Annotated in this window: 16 protein-coding genes and 1 tRNA gene; 13 read left to right on the top strand and 4 right to left on the bottom strand. The window is 68.8% G+C overall.

The genetic code is table 11. The features are described 5' to 3' along the window. Positions 1 to 6: 6 nt before the first annotated feature. A complete protein-coding gene (locus ESO89_RS08405; RefSeq protein ID WP_128905089.1) occupies positions 7 to 939 on the top strand; it encodes an RsmB/NOP family class I SAM-dependent RNA methyltransferase in 933 nt (310 codons plus the stop codon). After that, positions 936 to 1,481, top strand: coding sequence for a DUF7122 family protein (locus tag ESO89_RS08400; RefSeq protein WP_128905088.1), 546 nt, complete (start codon positions 936 to 938; stop codon positions 1,479 to 1,481). The genes ESO89_RS08405 and ESO89_RS08400 overlap by 4 nt, the downstream gene beginning before the upstream one ends. 625 nt (positions 1,482 to 2,106) lie before the next feature. Here the strand turns inward: ESO89_RS08400 and ESO89_RS08395 are convergent. Continuing rightward, positions 2,107 to 3,624 carry a DUF790 family protein gene (locus ESO89_RS08395; RefSeq protein ID WP_128905087.1) on the bottom strand — a complete coding sequence of 506 codons (1,518 nt, stop codon included), beginning with the start codon at positions 3,622 to 3,624 and terminating at the stop codon, positions 2,107 to 2,109. Between the two features lie 99 nt (positions 3,625 to 3,723). Continuing rightward, on the bottom strand, positions 3,724 to 5,172 hold the full coding sequence (thiC, locus tag ESO89_RS08390; protein WP_128905086.1) for a phosphomethylpyrimidine synthase ThiC: 1,449 nt from the start codon (positions 5,170 to 5,172) through the stop codon (positions 3,724 to 3,726). 113 nt (positions 5,173 to 5,285) lie between these two features. On the opposite strand from thiC, the gene ESO89_RS08385 reads away from it, so the two are divergent. From ESO89_RS08385 to ESO89_RS08345, 9 genes are all read left to right on the top strand, one after another. After that, on the top strand, positions 5,286 to 7,013 hold the full coding sequence (locus ESO89_RS08385; RefSeq protein WP_128905085.1) for a tRNA uridine(34) 5-carboxymethylaminomethyl modification radical SAM/GNAT enzyme Elp3: 1,728 nt from the start codon (positions 5,286 to 5,288) through the stop codon (positions 7,011 to 7,013). 113 nt (positions 7,014 to 7,126) lie between these two features. Next, positions 7,127 to 7,387, top strand: a complete 261-nt coding sequence (locus ESO89_RS08380) for an AbrB/MazE/SpoVT family DNA-binding domain-containing protein (RefSeq protein WP_128905084.1) — start codon at positions 7,127 to 7,129, stop codon at positions 7,385 to 7,387. Between the two features lies 1 nt (position 7,388). Further along, entirely contained in the window at positions 7,389 to 7,796 is a 408-nt protein-coding gene (locus ESO89_RS08375) for a type II toxin-antitoxin system VapC family toxin (RefSeq protein WP_128905083.1), read from the top strand. Positions 7,797 to 7,859: 63 nt separating this feature from the next. Further along, the gene (rqcH, locus tag ESO89_RS08370; RefSeq protein ID WP_128905082.1) at positions 7,860 to 10,058 is read left to right on the top strand and encodes a ribosome rescue protein RqcH; all 2,199 of its coding nucleotides are present in this window, start codon (positions 7,860 to 7,862) and stop codon (positions 10,056 to 10,058) included. Positions 10,059 to 10,166: 108 nt separating this feature from the next. After that, complete coding sequence (locus ESO89_RS08365; protein WP_128905081.1) at positions 10,167 to 10,544, top strand: MarR family transcriptional regulator; 378 nt, start codon at positions 10,167 to 10,169, stop codon at positions 10,542 to 10,544. After that, positions 10,541 to 10,891 (top strand): type II toxin-antitoxin system PemK/MazF family toxin, encoded by a 351-nt coding sequence (locus ESO89_RS08360; RefSeq protein ID WP_128905080.1) that lies wholly within the window; start codon positions 10,541 to 10,543, stop codon positions 10,889 to 10,891. The genes ESO89_RS08365 and ESO89_RS08360 overlap by 4 nt, the downstream gene beginning before the upstream one ends. 86 nt (positions 10,892 to 10,977) lie before the next feature. Next, positions 10,978 to 11,361, top strand: coding sequence for a DUF5820 family protein (locus tag ESO89_RS08355; RefSeq protein WP_128905079.1), 384 nt, complete (start codon positions 10,978 to 10,980; stop codon positions 11,359 to 11,361). A gap of 193 nt (positions 11,362 to 11,554) precedes the next feature. After that, the gene (gene purF, locus ESO89_RS08350) at positions 11,555 to 13,054 is read left to right on the top strand and encodes an amidophosphoribosyltransferase (protein WP_128905078.1); all 1,500 of its coding nucleotides are present in this window, start codon (positions 11,555 to 11,557) and stop codon (positions 13,052 to 13,054) included. 93 nt (positions 13,055 to 13,147) lie between these two features. Next, positions 13,148 to 13,864, top strand: coding sequence for a halocyanin domain-containing protein (locus tag ESO89_RS08345; RefSeq protein WP_128905077.1), 717 nt, complete (start codon positions 13,148 to 13,150; stop codon positions 13,862 to 13,864). A 33-nt stretch (positions 13,865 to 13,897) separates the two neighbouring features. Here the strand turns inward: ESO89_RS08345 and ESO89_RS08340 are convergent, their stop codons facing one another. After that, a complete protein-coding gene (locus tag ESO89_RS08340; RefSeq protein ID WP_128905076.1) occupies positions 13,898 to 14,458 on the bottom strand; it encodes a DUF420 domain-containing protein in 561 nt (186 codons plus the stop codon). A gap of 187 nt (positions 14,459 to 14,645) precedes the next feature. On the opposite strand from ESO89_RS08340, the gene ESO89_RS08335 reads away from it, so the two are divergent. Together ESO89_RS08335 and gatE are read left to right on the top strand one after the other, a co-directional pair. After that, positions 14,646 to 14,730: transfer RNA gene (locus tag ESO89_RS08335), tRNA-Leu, on the top strand. Positions 14,731 to 15,312: 582 nt separating this feature from the next. Then, positions 15,313 to 17,196, top strand: coding sequence for a Glu-tRNA(Gln) amidotransferase subunit GatE (gatE, locus tag ESO89_RS08330; RefSeq protein WP_128905075.1), 1,884 nt, complete (start codon positions 15,313 to 15,315; stop codon positions 17,194 to 17,196). Positions 17,197 to 17,641: 445 nt separating this feature from the next. Here the strand turns inward: gatE and ESO89_RS08325 are convergent, their stop codons facing one another. Further along, positions 17,642 to 18,124 carry an Lrp/AsnC family transcriptional regulator gene (locus tag ESO89_RS08325; RefSeq protein ID WP_128905074.1) on the bottom strand — a complete coding sequence of 161 codons (483 nt, stop codon included), beginning with the start codon at positions 18,122 to 18,124 and terminating at the stop codon, positions 17,642 to 17,644. Positions 18,125 to 18,227 lie beyond the last annotated feature (103 nt).

Genomic DNA, 18,227 nt, shown 5'->3' with positions numbered 1-18,227 from the left:
ACGGTCATGAATCCCCTCGACCGCTACGAGGCCCTCGTCGACGACGTCGACGCGTTCCGCGCGGCCTGCGACCGCCCCCTCCCGTCGGTCGTCCGCGTGAACGAGATGGCGGCCTCGCCGGTCCGCGTTCGAGAGGCCTTCGACGAGGAGGGCGTGGCCTACGAGCCCGTCGACTGGCACGACGGTCTTTTTCGGCTCCCGGACGGCAACCCCGGCAGAAACTGGCCGTACGTCCACGGCTGGACCCACGGGCAGGAGGAGGTATCGGTGCTCCCCGGGCTCGCGCTCGACCCGCAGCCGGGCGAGCGCGTCTGGGACGCCTGCGCGGCGCCCGGCAGCAAGACCACCCAGATCGCGGACGCGATGGACGACGAGGGGACGGTCGTCGCCAACGACAACAACCTCGGGCGGCTCTCCGCGCTCCGGCACAACGCCGAGCGCCTCGGGATCACGAACGCGATCGTCACGAACCAGGACGCGCGAAACTTCTCGACGAAGCCGCTCGCGTTCGACGAGTTCGATCGCGCCCTCGTCGACGCGCCCTGCTCGTGCGAGGGCACCTGCCGCAAGAACCCGGACGTGCTCGATCAGTGGACCCTCGATCACGTCCACGCGGTCGCCGGGATCCAGAAGGGGGTCTTGGCGCGCGCGGTGCAGGCGACCCGTCCCGGCGGGACCGTCGTCTACTCCACCTGCACGTTCGCGCCCGAGGAGAACGAGGCGGTGCTCGACCACGTCTTGGAGGCGGAGGACTGCGAGATCGTCGCGTTCGACCTCCCGCTCGACACGGTCCCCGGCGTCACGGAGTGGGACGGCGAGACGTTCGACGAGTCGGTGACGCGCGCGCACCGCATCTATCCGCACCACAACGACACGGGCGGGTTCTTCTGCGCGAAGCTACGCGTGGGCGGGACCGAGACCACGGGGGTCGGAGCGTGACCGACGACGCCCCCACCAACGACGGCCCCACCAACGACGGCCAGCAGTTCGACCGGCTCCCCGCGACCCCCGCCGACCGCGAGGTCGAGGGTCGCGCGAGCCGGCGGGAGGTACTCGACTGGTGGGAGGAGCGGTTCGGGATCGACCCGAGCGTCTTCGAGGGGTACAGCTTCTGGGAGAAGGGCGCGGGGAAGGTCTGGATCTTCAACGGCGAGGCGACCGACCCCAGCGCGGTGGAGGCGATCGGGATGACGTTCCTCCGGACGCGACAGGAGCACTGGAAGCCGACGACTCGGGCGGCCACCCGGTTCGGCCACCTCGCGACGAAGAACGCGATCGAACTCGCCCCCGAGCAGGCGTCCCGGTTCGTCGCCGGCGAAGACCAAGATCTCCCCGAGTGGGACGGCGACTGGGGGTACCTGATCGCGACTCACGAGGTCGCCGGCGAGCAGGCACCGATCGGCGTGGGGCTGTACCTCTACGACGAGTTGCGCTCGGTGGTGCCGAAGGGAAGCCGGGCGAACCTGCCGGTCGTGGAGTGAGGGATCGGGGCGGCGAATCGCTCGCTCGTTTATAAATAGTCGATAGCGAATCGGCTGTGAAGATTTTCGGCTTGTTGAAATTCTCAGAAGTTGACATTTTTTGTCCCGAATCGCTCAGTACAGGAACGGTAGTGAGTGATAGCGGGAGTACGTGAATCACTGTGGCGGATCGGTTATTTATAAGTGAACGAGTGGTGTCGCCGGCGGCTGTTTATACGTCGTCGACAACGCGGTGAAGGCCTCCAAAGCCCCAGCCGTGAGGACGGCGCACGCTCGCTGCGCTCCTCACTCAGTCGCTATCGCTCCCTCGTTGCGGTGCTTCCGTCGCCTGCGCCGTCCTCACGGCTGCCCCTTTGAGTCCCACCCGCCCGCAACCGCACGGCCTCACCCCTCCCCAGCCTCGTCACCGGACTGCGTCCGGTTGCAAGCGAGAGCTTCGCTCTCGCCCTGTCGCTGGCGCCGCGGCGCCAGCGACTCCCTCGCGCGTGCACCATCGCGCCCTCCGGGCGCTCGGCGGCACGCGCCACCACCTCGGTCATTTATAAGCGATCGTCGGCATCTCGCCCGTGGCTTAAATACCGCGTCGCTGCCAGCGGTCTGCGCTACCTGTCTTGGTCTCTCGCGCCTACTCCCCCTTCTCCCGCAGCGTCCCGCCGCCGAGCCCCTCCCACTCCATCCGGAATCCGAGCCGCGAGAGCGCGGCGCTGGCGTCGTCGACGCCGTGTTCGTCGAGGATCGACTCGGCCGCCGAGAGCGACATCCCGGCTTCCAGCTCCTCGCCGACCGACTCCAGGACCGCGGGCCGCACGAGGGTCCGACCGACCCGCTCGTGGTCGGGAAACGACTTGTCCTCGATCGCCTCGACGCTCACGCCGTGCGCGTCTGCGAGGTCGTCGAGCCCGATCGCGTCCGCGTCCGGCGAGAGAGCGTTGGGGAGGTCTGCGGCCGCGTCGGCGACGAACTCCGCCTCGTACTCGCGGAGCACGTCGACGACCCCCTTCACGCGGACGGTCCCGGAGTACGTGACGACGCGGTGGTCGCGGGCGGCGATCGCCTCGCCGACGCCGAGGCTCTCGTCGACGGCGACCAGCAGATCCACGTCCTCCACGTCCGCGAGCTGTGAGAGCTTCTTCGCGACGTACTCGGGGGTCCAAAAGCCCATGACCTCGAAGAACAGCCGGAAGTCGGCGTGGTCGTAGTCGAACGCGAAGTCGGGGATCATCACCCGGTTTCCGGTTTCGAGCGGCTCCGGCTCGCGGACGAGGGTCCAGTCGAGGTCGAGCCCGCGGAACCGCCCGGCGAAGTCGGCCTCGACCCCGCTGTCGAAGTCGGGCTCGGCGACCGGCTCGACGCCCGGAACCGTCACGTCGCCGTCGGAGAGGCGCATGGTGCGCTCACGCCCGCGGTCGTCGATGGTCGCCGAAAGCTCCCACTCGGCCGACTCCGCGACGGTCCGGAGCAGCCGCGCGAACGCGGTCCCGTAGCGCCGTGTGCGCGAGAACAGCGCGTCCGGCCCGGTGACGACCAGCTCCCGGCCCTCGGGGGTCTTTTCGAGCTCGTACATCAGCCGCAGCCGCTTGACCGCGGAGACGAGCCGCTTCGGGTCGTTCGATCGCACCCGGACCTCGGTGGCGTCGAAGAGGGCGGTCTGGGCCAGCGAGAGGTCGTACTGTTCGAGGAGCGAGTCCGGGTCCCACCGCACGTCGGCGTCGACGAGGACCTCGTTGACGTCGCGGTCGGCGTACAGCGACGCCTCCACGCCTTCGGACCCGATGCCGAGCGCGTCGGCGGCGCGGTCGATCGCGGTCTCGCGCTCGGCCTCGCTCGCGACGCCCACCGCCTCCGCCGCTTCGAAGGCGGCCCGCCGGACGCGACGCGGCGGGACCGGCGCCCGCGTCTCGAAGACGCACTCGCGCTCGACGAGCGCCGCGAGCCCGCGGACGAGTTTGAAGTCACCGCCGGAGTCGGCGGCGTCGGCCTCCAGCGCCGCCAACGCGTCGTCGAGGTCGCCGCGGCGCTCCCCGACGTGGGACTCGAAGGTCCCGAGCACCCGCGCCGCGAGGGGGCGGTGCTCGCGGGTCGCGAAGCGCGGGCGGTAGCCGCCGCCGGCCCGCGAGACGCGCAGGAGGTCCTTACGTAGCACGCTCCCGTGGTACGGTCCGGCCGACGTAAAACGGGCGGATCCGGTCGGCGGTCCAGTCGACGAACGCGAGAGCGTTCGAGAGTGACGTTCGGTGACGAATCAGTCGTCCGCGCGGCCGGTTTCCGGCGTGAAGGTGACGCCGTCGATCTCGATCTCGTCCGGAACGCGACTGGTGTCGTGCGCGCCGACCGGCGGGACGTTCACCGCAGCGGCGTCGGACGCATCGAGGTCCGTGTCCCCGCCGATGGCGGCCATCTCGCCGTCCGCGTCGCGGGCGTCCTGATCGATGCGCATCGAGCAGAACTCCGCGCCGCACATCGAACAGAACCGCGCCTCCTTGTAGTTGTCTCCGGGGAGCGTCTGGTCGTGGTAGGACCGCGCGCGCTCGGGGTCGAGCGCGAGGTCGAACTGCCGGGACCAGTCGAACTCGTAGCGCGCCTCCGAGAGGGCGTCGTCCCAGTCGCGCGCCCCCGGACGCCCGGTGGCGACATCGGCGGCGTGGGCCGCGATCCGGTACGCCGCGAGGCCGTCCCGCACGTCCTCCGCGTCGGGGAGGCCGAGGTGTTCTTTCGGCGTGACGTAGCAGAGCATCGCCGCGCCCGCCCGCGCCGCCTCGGTCGCGCCGATCGCGCTCGTGACGTGGTCGTATCCGGGGGCGATATCGGTCACGAGCGGACCGAGCACGTAGAACGGCGCGCCGTCGCACACCTCTTGTTGCCGGTCGACGTTGTCAGCGATCTCGTCTATCGGGACGTGACCGGGACCCTCGACCATCACCTGCACGCCGTGATCCCACGCGACGCGAGTGAGCTCTCCGAGGGTGTCGAGCTCGGCGAACTGCGCCTCGTCGCTCGCGTCGGCGAGGCAGCCGGGACGGAGGCCGTCACCGAGCGATATCGTCACGTCGTGTTCCGCGAGGATCACACATATCTCCTCGAACTTCGCGTACAGCGGGTTCTGCGTCCCGTTCTCCTCGATCCACCGTGCGAGGATCGAGCCGCCGCGCGAGACGATCCCGGTGGTGCGACCGTCGGTCAGCGGCAGGTGCTCCAGCAGCACGCCCGCGTGGATCGTCATGTAGTCGACGCCCTGTTCGGCCTGCTTCTCGATCACGTCGAGCAGCAGTTCGTGGGTGATGTCGGCCGGGTCGCCCGCTCGCTTGACGGCCTCGTAAATCGGAACCGTCCCCACCGGAACCGGCGAGTACGCGACGTTCGCCTCGCGGGTCTCGTCCAGGCGCTCGCCCGTCGAGAGGTCCATGACGGTGTCGGCGCCGTAGTGGACCGCCGCGTGAAGCTTTTCGAGCTCCTCGGTTCGGTCGCTCGTCGTCTCGCTGTTGCCGATGTTGGCGTTGACTTTCGTCGAGAACTCCCTGCCGATGATCATCGGATCCAGCGAGTCGTGGGCGTGGTTGTTCGGGATCACCGCCTGCCCGTCGGCGACCTGCCGACGAACGAACTCCGGCTCGCGGTTCTCGCGCTCCGCCACGCGCTCCATCGCGGGCGTGATCTCTCCGTCTCGTGCCCGCCGGATCTGTGTCGCCGTCATTGATTACTAAGTCATACCACTAGTTAATATACTCTGGGGTAGCCGGTTCCGGCGTCTCCGATCGGCGCGCGGGTGCGACACGCTTAACCCCGAAACCCGTCGATCGAAGGGTAATGAGTACCGACGCGGCAGGTGACGGGGCTCCCGGAGAGGAGTCCGACGCCGACACCGAAACCGAGGCGTTCGTCCGGACCTGCGAGCACCTCGTCGACCGGATCCTCGCGGGCGAGATCGACCGCGACGACCTGGAGTCCGCCAAGCTCGACGCCTGCTCGGAGTTCTCCTCGCCGAAGGTCCCGAAGAACACCGAGATCTTGGACCACGCGCCCACGGAGGCCCGCGACGACGTGATCGAGGTCGTCCGCCGGAAGCCGGTTCGGACCGCCTCCGGCGTCTCGCCGGTCGCGATCATGACCTCGCCGAAGCTGTGCCCGCACGGGAAGTGCCTCTACTGTCCCGGCGGGCCGGCCTCGGAGTTCTCCTCCGCGCAGTCGTACACGGGCCACGAGCCCGCCGCGGCCCGGGGCGAGCAGAACGACTACGACCCGTACGGGCAGGTCACCCTCCGGCTCGAACAGCTCCGGAAGATCGGCCACCCGGTCGACAAGGTGGAGCTCATCCTGATGGGCGGGACGATGACCGCGCGCTCGCACGACTACCAAGAGTGGTTCGTGAAGCGCGCCGTACAGGCGATGAACGACTACGACCTCGACGAGAAGCCGGAGCCGGCCGAGGGGGAGTCGTTCGCGCCCGCTCCCGAGGAGACCGAGTTCGAGTACCTCGAAGACGTGATCGCCGAGAACGAGACCAACGAGATCCGCAACATCGGCACCACCTTCGAGACGAAGCCGGACTGGTGCGATCCGGAACAGATCGACCGCATGCTCGATCTCGGCGGCACCAAGGTCGAGGTCGGCGTCCAGACCACCTACGAGCGGATCAACCGCGAGATGCACCGCGGGCACGGCAACGAGGCCTCCCGCAACGCTAACCGCCGGCTGCGCGACGCCGCGTTCAAGGTCGGCTTCCACATGATGCCGGGCCAGCCGGGAATGACGCGGGAGATGTGTATCGAGGACTTCCGCCAGCTGTTCGAGAACCCCGACTGGCGTCCGGACTACCTGAAGATCTACCCGACCCTCGTCGTCGAGGGGACTCGGGTGTACGACCGGTGGCGCCAAGACTCGTTCGAGCCGCTCTCGAACGAGGAGGCGGCCGACGTGGTCGCCGAGGCGATGGACCAGATCCCGAAGTACACGCGTCTCCAGCGCGTCCAGCGCGACATCCCGGCCGACTTCATCGAGGGCGGCGTCTGGAAGTCGAACCTCCGACAGCTCGCGGACCGGCGAGCCGAGGAGAAGGGGATCACCCAACGCGACATCCGCGCCCGCGAGGTCGGTCACAACGACGCCGATCCGGACCCCGACGACGTGGAACTCGACGTGATGACCTACGAGGCCGGCGGCGGGACGGAGCAGTTCATCTCCTTCGAGGACCCCGTCCGCGACCTGCTCGTCGGGTTCTGTCGCCTGCGGTTCCCCTCCTTCGCGCCCGACCAGCCCGGCGCGCCCGGCACCGAGGACGACGCGATCCGGCGCGAGCTGGAGGACGCCGCGCTGATCCGCGAGCTCCACGTGTACGGCAGCGAGGTCGCCATCGGCGGCGACGGCGACTGGCAGCATCAGGGGTACGGGACGAAGCTCCTCGAACGCGCCGAGGAGTTGGCCCGCGACGCCGGCTACCGCAAACTGGCGATCATCTCGGGCATCGGCGCCCGCGAGTACTACCGGACCAAGCTCGGCTACCACCAAGACGGGCCGTACGTGTCGAAGCGGCTGTAGCCAGGGCCGACCGCTCCGTCTCGCTCACCCCCTGGCCCCGAAACGACACGCCGCTTTCCGGGCCGGCTGTTCCTCCCCGCAACACTAAGGTATTACGACGTGTATTACCGCGCATGAGCAAGTCGACGCGGATCACGGAGAAGGGGCAGGCGACGATCCCGAAATCCCTCCGGGAGAAGTACGACTTGGCGCCCGGCGACGAGGTGATCTGGTTGGACACCGACGAGGGGATCGTCGTCAAAAAGCGCACGCGTACCGGCGGCCGGGGAATGCTCGTTCCCGACGACACCTCCCGAGAAGAGCGCGAAGCGGTCGCCGAGGAGCTGGCGCAGCGCGTCCGCGATCGCCGCGACCGCAACTACGAAGAGGCCTGACGTGTCGGTGTACACCGCCGACGCGGTCTCGCTTCTCTCCTACCTCGTCGACGCGCTTCCACGCACCGCTGACCGGATCTTCGCCGAGGCGGAGGCCGGAGAGACGATCGTTCACGCCCCGAGTACGGCGATCGCGGAAGTGTTGTACGCCGTCTCCCGAGACAAAGACGTCCGAGGCCTCACCCTCACCGGGACGCCGGACGACGCCCGTCAGGCGCTGGTCGGTAACGGACCGGTCACGATCGCATCGGTCGACGAAGCCGAACTGGCCGAGTACGCTCAGATCGTCGGCGAACTGAGTATTCACGACGCTCTGATCGTCGCGAGCCACCGCTCGCGCGAGACGGACGCGATCATCACGAGCGACGGCGTCATCGCCGATGCCGGCTACGAGACCGTCTGGAACTGAGATCGGCCTCGCGGTACCGGGCGAACGACACGCCTTTTTCCGGGCCGCGAGTCTCTGTCGTGTATGGACCAGAAGCGGGAGCTGTCGAGCATCGACCTCGGCGCGCTCGTCACCGAGCTCAATCGGTACGAGGGCGCGAAGGTCGACAAGGCGTACCTCTACGACGACGACCTGCTCCGGCTGAAGCTCCGCGACTTCGACCGCGGGCGGGTCGAACTCATGATCGAGGTGGGAGACATCAAACGCGCCCACGTCGCGGACCCCGACAACGTCGCGGACGCCCCCGGTCGGCCGCCGAACTTCGCGAAGATGCTCCGAAATCGGCTGTCCGGCGCCGACTTCGCGGGCGTCGAGCAGTACGAGTTCGACCGCATCCTCACCTTCGAGTTCGAGCGCGAGGACCAGAACACGACGCTCGTCGCCGAGCTGTTCGGACAGGGGAATATCGCCGCGCTCGACGAGACCGGCGAGGTCGTCGGGTCGCTGTCGACGGTCCGACTCAAGTCCCGGACGGTCGCGCCCGGCGCGCAGTACGAGTACCCCGCCTCGCGGCTCAACCCCCTCGACGTGAGCCTCGGCGGGTTCGAACGCCACATGCGCGAGTCCGACAGCGACGTGGTGCGGACCCTCGCCACGCAGCTCAACCTCGGCGGGCTCTACGCCGAGGAGGTGTGTACCCGCGCGGCTGTCGAAAAGGAGACTCCCATCGACGAGGCCACAGACGACCAGCTCCGCGCGCTCCACGATGCGCTCTCCCGGATCGGCGAGCGGCTCCGCTCCGGCGACATCGACCCGCGCGTCTACGAGGAGGAACTGTCCGACGACGAGACGGACGACCGCGACCCCCGCGTCGTCGACGTCACGCCCTTCCCGCTCACGGAACACGAGGGGCTCCCGAGCGTCGGCTTCGACTCCTTCAACGCCGCCGTCGACGAGTACTTCTACCGGCTCGAAGGCGAGGAGACCGACGCGGGGGAGGCCCCCGCGGACGCGAGCGCCTCGCGGCCCGACTTCGAGGAGGAGATCGCCAAACAGGAGCGGATCATCGAACAGCAGAAGGGGGCGATCGAGGGGTTCGAGGAGCAGGCCGAGGCTGAGCGCGAGCGCGCGGAGCTGCTGTACGCCCGGTACGACCTCGTCGACGAGGTGCTCTCGACGGTGCAGGAGGCCCGCGAGAACGAGGTCCCGTGGGACGAGATCGGGGAGACCCTCGACGCCGGCGCCGAGCGGGGGATTCCGGCGGCGGAGGCCGTCGTCGACATCGACGGCGGCGAGGGGACTGTGACCGTCGAACTCGGCGACGACGGTGAGAGCGACGACGGGGGGACGACCCGCGTCGAACTCGACGCGAGCGCGGGCGTGGAGGTCAACGCCGACCGCCTCTACCAAGAGGCCAAGCGGATCGAGGGGAAGAAGGAGGGCGCGATGGAGGCGATCGAGTCGACCCGGCAAGATCTTGAGGCGGTCAGAGAGCGGAAGGCCGAGTGGGAGGCGAAAGCGGCGGCGGACGAGGGCGACGAGGCCGGAGCCGACGGCGAGGACGGCGGCGACGACGAAGACGAGGAGTACGAGACCGACTGGCTCTCGCGCTCCTCGATCCCGATCCGGAGTCCCGACGACTGGTTCGAGCGGTTCCGCTGGTTCCGCACCTCGACGGGGTACCTCGTCATCGGCGGGCGCAACGCCGACCAGAACGAGGAGCTGGTGAAAAAGTACATGGGCAAACACGACCGGTTCTTCCACACGCAGGCGCACGGGGGGCCGGTGACGCTCCTGAAGGCGGCGGGTCCCTCGGAGTCGGCCGATCCGGTCGACTTCTCGGAGGAAACGCTGCGGGAGGCCGCGCAGTTCGCCGTCTCCTACTCCTCGGACTGGAAGGACGGGCGCGGCGCGGGCGACGCGTACATGGTCGAGCCCGATCAGGTGTCGAAGACGCCCGAGAGCGGCGAGTACATCGAGAAGGGCAGCTTCGTGATCCGCGGCGACCGCACCTACTTCGAGGACGTGCCCTGCCGGATCGCGGTGGGCGTCCAGTGCGAGCCCGTCACGCGCGCCATCGGCGGGCCGCCCTCGGCGATCGTCGACCGCGCGGCGACGAGCGTCACGGTGGAGCCGGGGATGTACGCGCAGAACGACGCCGCGATGATGGTGTACCGCGAGCTGAAAGGGCGGTTCAAGGACACCTCGTTCGTGCGGAAGGTGGCGAGCGCGGACCAGCTACAGGAGTTCCTGCCGCCGGGCGGCTCCGATATCGTGGACTGAGCCGCTTCCGGTCTGAGGCCTGACCCGACTCTCGCCTCCGTATTTACACTCGTAACGCTGTTTTCGCTCCGAACATTCATAACGCATCACACGCAATACCTACGCGCGATGTCCATCGACCGCGAAACGTTCGAAACCGCGAGCGAAGACGATCTTGCCGAACTCTCGGCCCCGCAGCGGGTCCTCGGATTTCTCGCCGCACACGGCGATCGCGCGTTCGAGGCGCGCGAGATAGCCTCGCGGGTCGATCTCGACGACGGGACGGTCAGTACGGCGCTCTCACGGCTGAAGGACCGTGGGCTCGTCGAACACAAGGCCACGTACTGGGCGGTGAGCGACGACGAAGAGCGGCTCCGCGACTATGACGGGTACGAGCGCGCGACCGCGCTGTTCAACGATCGGCTCGGCGAGGAAGACCGAGACGCTTGGCACGAGCACGCGCCTGACGAGCCGCACCCGACCGAAGCGACGGACGAGAGCCAGTGACGGACGCGAACGCGCCGATTTTCGAGCGTGGCGATGTCGTGTACGGTGCTGACCCGTTCAAATCCGACGCGAGCGCGCGACCGTGGCTGATCCTCTCGAACCACGAGGGGCGTCCGTTCCACGGCGACCAGTACATCGCGCTCACGCTGACGACGCGGTCGTGGATGGACGGACTCATCGAGGTACCGCCCGACGGATGGGCCAAGGGCGGGACGCCGGAGGAAAGCCGGGTCATCCCCTGGGGCGTTCAGTCGATCGGCAGAGACGACCTCGACTTCTGGCAGGGGCGTCCCTGCGACGAAATCGTCGCGGAGGCCGCCGCCGCACTGATCGACGAGATCCGGTGAGCGCACTCCGAACTGCGAGGTCGACCCCGCCGACCGACCCCCGCCCGGAGCGCGACCCTTTCAAGCCTCCGCCCCCGACTCCGCCCATGAGCTTCGAGGCGCTACCGGACGGCTGGCGGGTGTGGAACGAGGAGCCGAGCGGCCGAGCGATCCTCGTGTACCGCCCGGACGTCTTCGGCGGCGACGATCTCCCGTCGGAGTGTCTCCCGACCATCTACCTGACGAACGGCGCGCGCAACGCCCGGCCCGGAGCGGGCCAGTACGCGACCGACGAGTGGCACGTCGTCCTCTTCTTGGAGCCCGAGATCGAGGCCGTCTCGGAGACGCGTGAGAGCCGCGAGGCCGGCGCGGCCGCCGCCGTCGACGCGGCGGAGCGGTTCGCCGCCGGCGACGTGGACTACCGGGCCGCCTACCAGGTGCCCCGCGAGGCGTACTTCGAGCGATTGGACGAGTACGTCGGCAGGGAGTAGGCGGTCGTCGTGGGGGGAACAACGCGGTCGTCGTGGGGGGAACAACGCGGTCGTCGTGGGGGGAACAACGCGGTCGTCGCGTCGGGGAATCTGCCAACCTTGATCCACTCCTGTGCATATATTCAGAGTATAAACGAGCTATTGTGCCACGAACACGAGGGTTTTTACCGACTCACGCCCCACCGACGAGTATATGCAAGCCGGTGGGGACAACACCGCTGACGAGCCGCGAGAGAAGTGCGGCGTCGTCGGCGTCTCGCTCGCTGACCGCGAGGCCGCGCGACCGCTGTACTACGCGCTGTACGCGCTCCAACACCGGGGACAGGAGTCCGCGGGGATCGTCACGCACGACGGGTTCCAACAGCACAGCCACGTCGAGCGCGGGCTCGTCGGCGACGCGTTCGACGAGGGCGATCTGGAGTCGCTGTCGGGCGGCACCGGTATCGGCCACGTCCGGTACCCGACCGCCGGCAGCCTCGATAAGAGCTGCGCGCAGCCGTTCTCGGTCTCGTTCAAGTCCGGGTCGCTCGGGCTCTCGCACAACGGGAACCTCGTCAACGCCGACGAGGTGCGCGAGGAGCTCGCGGCGGCGGGCCACGCGTTCACCTCCGACGGCGACACCGAGGTGATCGCCCACGACCTCGCGCGCAACCTCCTCGAAGAGGACCTCGTGCGGGCGGTCAAACACACGATGAACCGCATCCACGGCTCCTACTCGCTGGCGATCACCCACGACGACACCGTGTTGGGCGTGCGCGACCCCCTCGGGAACCGCCCGTTATGTCTCGGGAAGATCGACGGCGGGTACGTGCTCGCAAGCGAATCGGCCGCGATCGACACCCTCGACGGGGAGCTGATCCGAGACGTGCGCCCGGGCGAACTGGTCGTCTTAGACCCCGACGGAAGCGGCTACGACACGTATCAGCTGGTCGAGAGCGAGTCGACCGCCCACTGCTTTTTCGAACACGTCTACTTCGCCCGTCCCGACTCCGTGATCGACGAGAGCCTCGTCTACGAGGTGCGCCGGAAGCTCGGCCGGAAGCTCTGGGAGGAGTCCGGCGTCGAGTCGGACGTGGTGATGCCGGTTCCGGACTCCGGGCGGGCCTTCGCGTCCGGCTACGCCGACGCGGCCGGCGAGACGACCGCGGACGGGGAGCTCCGACCGGAGGGCGACGGCGGCATCGAGTTCGCCGAGGGGCTGATGAAGAACCGCTACGTCGGCCGGACGTTCATCATGCCGACCCAGGACGAGCGGGAGCGCGCGGTCCGGCTGAAGCTCAACCCGATCAAGTCGACCGTCGAAGGCAAGTCGGTCACGATCATCGACGACTCGATCGTCCGGGGGACCACGTCGACCCAGCTCGTCGAGCTGGTGCGCGAGGCGGGCGCCGAGGAGGTCCACCTCCGGATCGGCGCGCCGGCGATCGTCGCCCCCTGCTACTTCGGGATCGACATGGCGACCCGCGAGGAGCTTATCGCCGCCGACGCGTCCACGGAGGAGATCCGCGAGGAGGTGGGCGCCGACTCGCTGTCGTACCTCTCGATCGACGCCGTCGCCGACGCGCTCGGCGAGAGCCGCGCGGACCTCTGTCTGGGGTGTGTCACCGGCGAGTACCCGTTCGACGTGGAGGGCGAGGAGACGGACCGCGACGTCGAGGGGGCCGCCCCCGGAGCGACCCCGGCCGACGATTGATCGGGCGGCGGGCGGCCTCCACTCCCCCGAGCCGGTCGTTTTCCGGCGCCGCGTATCGGGAGCTTAAATACGCGCACGACGGGAGATGGGGGTATGAGATCCAACGCCGACGAGACGACGATGAGTCGCCGCGGGCTGTTCAGGGTCGGCGCCGCGGGCGCCGCCGTCGCGACCGGCCTCGCAGCCGGCTCCGGCGGGGCGGCCGCCCAGTACGACGGTTTCTTGGACAATGTCGACAACTACGACGGCACCCACGATTACACCGGGCAGGACGAGGTCACGGTGGAGGTCGGCGCGGTCGACGGCCTCAAGTTCGGCCCGGCCGCGATCCTGATCGACCCCGGAACGACGGTCGTCTGGGAGTGGACCGGCGAGGGCGGCGACCACAACGTCGTCGCCAACGACGGGACGTTCGAGAGCGGCGATCCCATCGGCGAGGCGGGGAACACCTTCGAGCACACCTTCGACGACGCCGAGGAGGGCGACACGTTCAACTACGTCTGCGTCCCCCACGAGGCGGTCGGGATGAAGGGCGCGGTCGCGGTGGGATCGGTCGACGACGACCTCGTAACGCCCGGCGGAGACGGCGGAGACGGGGGGGACGGCGGAGACGGCGGAGACGGGGGGGACGGCGGAGACGGCGGAGACGGCGGAGACGGGGGGTCGGGCGGAAACGCGACCGACGGCGGGTCCGGCGGCCGCGACCTCACCGCCAGCGACATCGGCGCGCTCGCGCTCGGCTTCGGCTTCGCCGGCGCGCTGCTCGTGCCGCTGTTCTACGCGGCCCACAAGATGGCGAACGAGGAGTAGCGCGATCGTTCACCCGGGCGCCGATGGTCCGCGTCAGAAGACGTGATACAGCATGAGGTAGACGCCGATCCCCATCGTGAAGGAGACCAGCCAGAGGGCCGCGGCGGCGAACCCGACCTGCGCGTGTCGGGTGTGATACAGCTCCTCGTACGGCCGGGTGGCGGCGAGCAGGAGCGCGTAGAAGACGAACGGGACGCAGGCGATCGCGAGCAGGATGTGGACCGCGAGGAACGGGAGGTAGACGTACGTGTAGACGGTCTCCGGACCGGGGAACTCGACGGTCCCGACGAGGATCAGCCGGTAGAGGTAGCTACCGAGGAACGCGACGAACAGCCCGAATGACGAGAGCATGAGCGCCCTGTGGCGGCCGACGTTCCCCCGAGCGATCGCCCGCCAGCCGAGCAGGATGGTGGCGATTGCGGCCAGAGAGATTGCGGCGTTCAGGTGCGGGAGCGCGGCGAGGACGGCGTCGCTCGCGCGCGGAAGCACGCCGCTCGGAATCGCGCCGCCGACGGCGCCGAACACGAGCGCGAGCGCGGCGGCGGACAGGAGGGCGGTCAGCAACGGGACGTTCTCGCGGGCCCACTCGGACATGGGCGATCGGACGGTCGCCACTCCCAAACGCGTGCCGGTTCCGGTGGGCCGCTTCCGACGGGGTCGGTTCCGGCGGGTCGTTCGTTGTGTGTCCTCTCGATCGGTGCCAACCTCCGACACGGTCCCGGCGAATGGAAGGGCTTTTAATTAGGGGAAGGGTACGTGAAGACGCGACAGAACACCGCGAGCGTGGGTAGCCAAGCCAGGCCAACGGCGCAGCGTTGAGGGCGCTGTCCTGTAGAGGTCCGCCGGTTCAAATCCGGTCCCACGCATCGCACGGGGTACACCCCCACGATGCACGGTGTTGTCTCTACGACAGCACCCACGCATAATTCCTTTCGAACGTTACGCGCTGAGTGACGACTACGATCAGCTTCCTTCCCGGCGACAACTGACGGCGAGTCCCACATCAAAGCCCCACCCTCCACGAGCGAACTCGTCGCGGTGAGCGAAGTAGGGTGGGGTCGGTTACACTGCCGTGGTCGTGAACACCTCCAAAGCCCCAGCCGTGAGGGCGGCGCACGCTCGCTGCGCTCCTCGCTCAGTCGCTTCCGCTCCTTCGTTGTGGTGCTTACGTCGCCTGCGCCGCCCTCACGGCTGCCCCTTTGAGTCCCACCCGACCGCAACCGCACAGCATCTCACGCCTCCCCAGCCTCGTCGCCGGCGGCTCCGCCGCCAGCGACTCCCTCGCGCGTGCGACTCGCAGCCTGACGGCTGCTCGTCGGCACGCGCCACCGCCTCGTTCGCTTAAACATCGTGTCGCGATCGCCGGTCTCTAACCCTCATTCCCACGGTCGATCAGCGCTCGCGCGAACTGCCACCCTTTTAGTCGCGCGCCGTCGGAGTGAGGCGTAATGAGTACGGACGCGACCCCCGAGTACGACTACGAGGAGCTGGGGCTCGTCGCCGGCCTGGAGATCCACCAGCAGCTCGATACGGCGACGAAGCTGTTCTGTGACTCCCCGACCGTCGAGCGCGACCCGGACGAGGCCGACCGCGAGATCACCCGCCGGCTCCACCCGACGAAGAGCGAGCTCGGCGAGCTCGACGACGCCGCGATGGAGGAGAGCCGCGTCGACCGCGAGTTCACCTACCTCGCGTACGACACCACCTGCCTCGTCGAGGAGGACGACGAGCCGCCCCGCCGCGTCGACGACGAGGCCCTCTCCGTGGCCCTGCAGATCGCCAACCTGCTCGACATCTCCGTCGTCGATCAGGCCCACGTCATGCGGAAGCTCGTCATCGACGGCTCGAACACCTCCGGGTTCCAGCGCTCGATCCTGCTGGGCCAAGAGGGCGAGATCGAGACGAGCGAGGGGCGCGTGTCGATCGCGGATCTCATGCTCGAAGAGGAGTCGGCGAAGCGCGTCGAGGAGACCGACGGGGGCGTCGTCTACTCGCTCGACCGACTCGGCGTCCCCCTCGTCGAGATCGGGACGGGGCCGGACATCCGGAGCCCCGAGGGTGCCCGCGAGGCCGCCGCGCGCATCGGGATGCTGCTGCGGTCGACCGGCGCGGTCAAGCGCGGGCTCGGCACCATCCGGCAGGACGTGAACGTCTCCGTCGCCGACGGCGCCCGCGTCGAGGTGAAGGGCGTGCAGGACCTGCAGGGGATCGAGGACATCGTCCGCGGCGAGGTCGGGCGGCAGGCCGAACTGCTCGGCATCCGCGACGAGCTCCGCGACCGCGACGCGAGCGTCGGCGACGTGCGCGACGTGACCGACACTTTCGCTGACACCGAGTCGGGCGTGATCCGCGGCGCGCTCGACGCCGGTGGGAAGGTCACCGCGGTCCCGCTGTTCGGCTTCGACGGGCTCGTCGGCCGCGAGATCCAGCCGGATCGGCGGCTCGGCACGGAGCTCTCGGACCACGCGAAGCGCCACGGGGCGGGCGGCATCTTCCACACCGACGAGCTGCCGGCGTACGGCGTGACCGAGGCGGAGGTCGACGCCCTCCGCGACGCGGTCGGCGCCGGCGACGAGGACGCGGTCGCCATCGTCGCGGCCGACCCCGAGACCGCCGACCTCGCGATCGAGGCGGCCGCCGAGCGCGCCGAGACCGCCGTCGAGGGCGTCCCCGAGGAGACCCGCGGCGCGAACGACGACGGGACCACCCGCTACCTCCGGCCCCTGCCGGGCGCGGCGCGGATGTATCCCGAGACGGACGTGCCGCCGGTCGAGCCGGACCCCTCCGACGTGGAGCGGCCGGAGCTGCTCGACGAGAAGGCCGAGCGGTACGCCGAGGCGTTTGGGCTCGACGCCGGCCTCGCCGAGCAGGTCGCGTTCGGCCAGCGGTTCCCCCTGTTCGAAACCGCGGTCGACCGGGATGTCGACCCCACCTTCGCCGCCTCGACGCTGGAGTCGACGACGACGGAGATTCGCCGGGAAGGGGCGCCCGTCGAGAACCTCACCGACGAGAAGTTCCTCGACCTGTTCGACCTCGTCGAGGACGGCGACCTCGCGAAGGAGGGGGTCCCGGAGGTGCTGACGACGCTCGCCGAGAATCCCGAGTTGTCGGCGGCCGAGGCCGTCGAAGAGGCCGGGCTTTCGGGCGTGAGCGAGGACGAGGTCCGGGAGGCGGTGGTCGAGGTCGTCGAGCGCAACGCCGACCAGATCGACGAAGAGGGGATGGGCGCCTTCTCCGGGCTGATGGGCGAGGCCATGGGCGCGCTTCGCGGAAAGGCCGACGGCGAGGTCGTCTCCGACGTGCTGCGCGAGGAGATCGGGAAGCGGTCGTAAGACGCGTGGTGGGGTTGTTTATGAGTGATTGATAACGCCGGGTCTGGCGTGTTGCGCGCTTTTGTGGTTTGTTTATAAACGGTCGCTGCTGGCGTCGCGGTGACTACTTCCAAAGCCCCAGTCGCGAGGGCGGCGCAGGCGACGCAAGCACTGGAGGAAGCGAGCAACGCGAGCGACTGAAGCGCACAGCGAGCGTGCGCCGCCCTCGCGACTGCCTCTTTGAGTCCCACCCCGCACAGCACCGCCCCGCACCTCACACCTCCCCAACCTCGGCGGACGCCCGGCGCGGGCGGAGCCGCGCCGGACCGCCGCCTCCCTCGCGCGTGCACCTCGCGCCCGGTGGGCGCTCGGTGGCACGCGCCTCCGCAGTCGGCTTATAAGTGGCCGTCGCAACTCCGATTCTGCTCAAAAATGCCGCCTTTGCCCCAGCGAGACCGTCTGTTCCTCAGTCGGTCAGCTCCTCGATCAGCGTGTCGAGATCGTACGTCGCCGGCGCGCGCGGCTCGTCGCGCAGGGTCGAGATCGTGAACGTCGAGTTCGTGCGCTCGACCTCCGGGATCGCCTCGAAGTCGCTGATGAGGCGCTCGACGGTGTCCGACGAGGAGAGCCGCGCGAGGACGACGAAGTCGGTCTCGCCCATCGTGAAGAACGCCTCCGTCACGCCCTCCACCGCGAGCAGCTCGTCCGCGAACTCCTCGTAGGGGCCCTCGTAGTCCGCAAGTACCTCGACGATCACGGTGACGCCGAGCCCGAGCGCCTCGTGGTCGAGGTCGTACAGGTCGTTCTCGATCACGCCGTCCTCCCGGAGGTTGTTCAGCCGGTAGTGGATCGTCGACACCGGAATGTCCGTCTCCTCGTGGAGCCGCTCGGGACTCCCGGTGCCGAGGTCCGAGATCGCCTTCAACAACCGCACGTCGCGCTCGTCCATACGTCCCGTTCGCGTGATGGTCTGTTATATATTACGACAGATATACTTGGAGTAGAGTGCAAGATCGACGGTCGTTTTGGAACCGAATCGCATCAGATTCGTA

Source organism: Halorubrum amylolyticum, assembly GCF_004114995.1.
GTDB lineage: Archaea > Halobacteriota > Halobacteria > Halobacteriales > Haloferacaceae > Halorubrum > Halorubrum amylolyticum.
The sequence above is the reverse complement of the archived record's forward strand: the minus strand, read 5'-3'. Positions and strand labels throughout refer to the sequence as shown.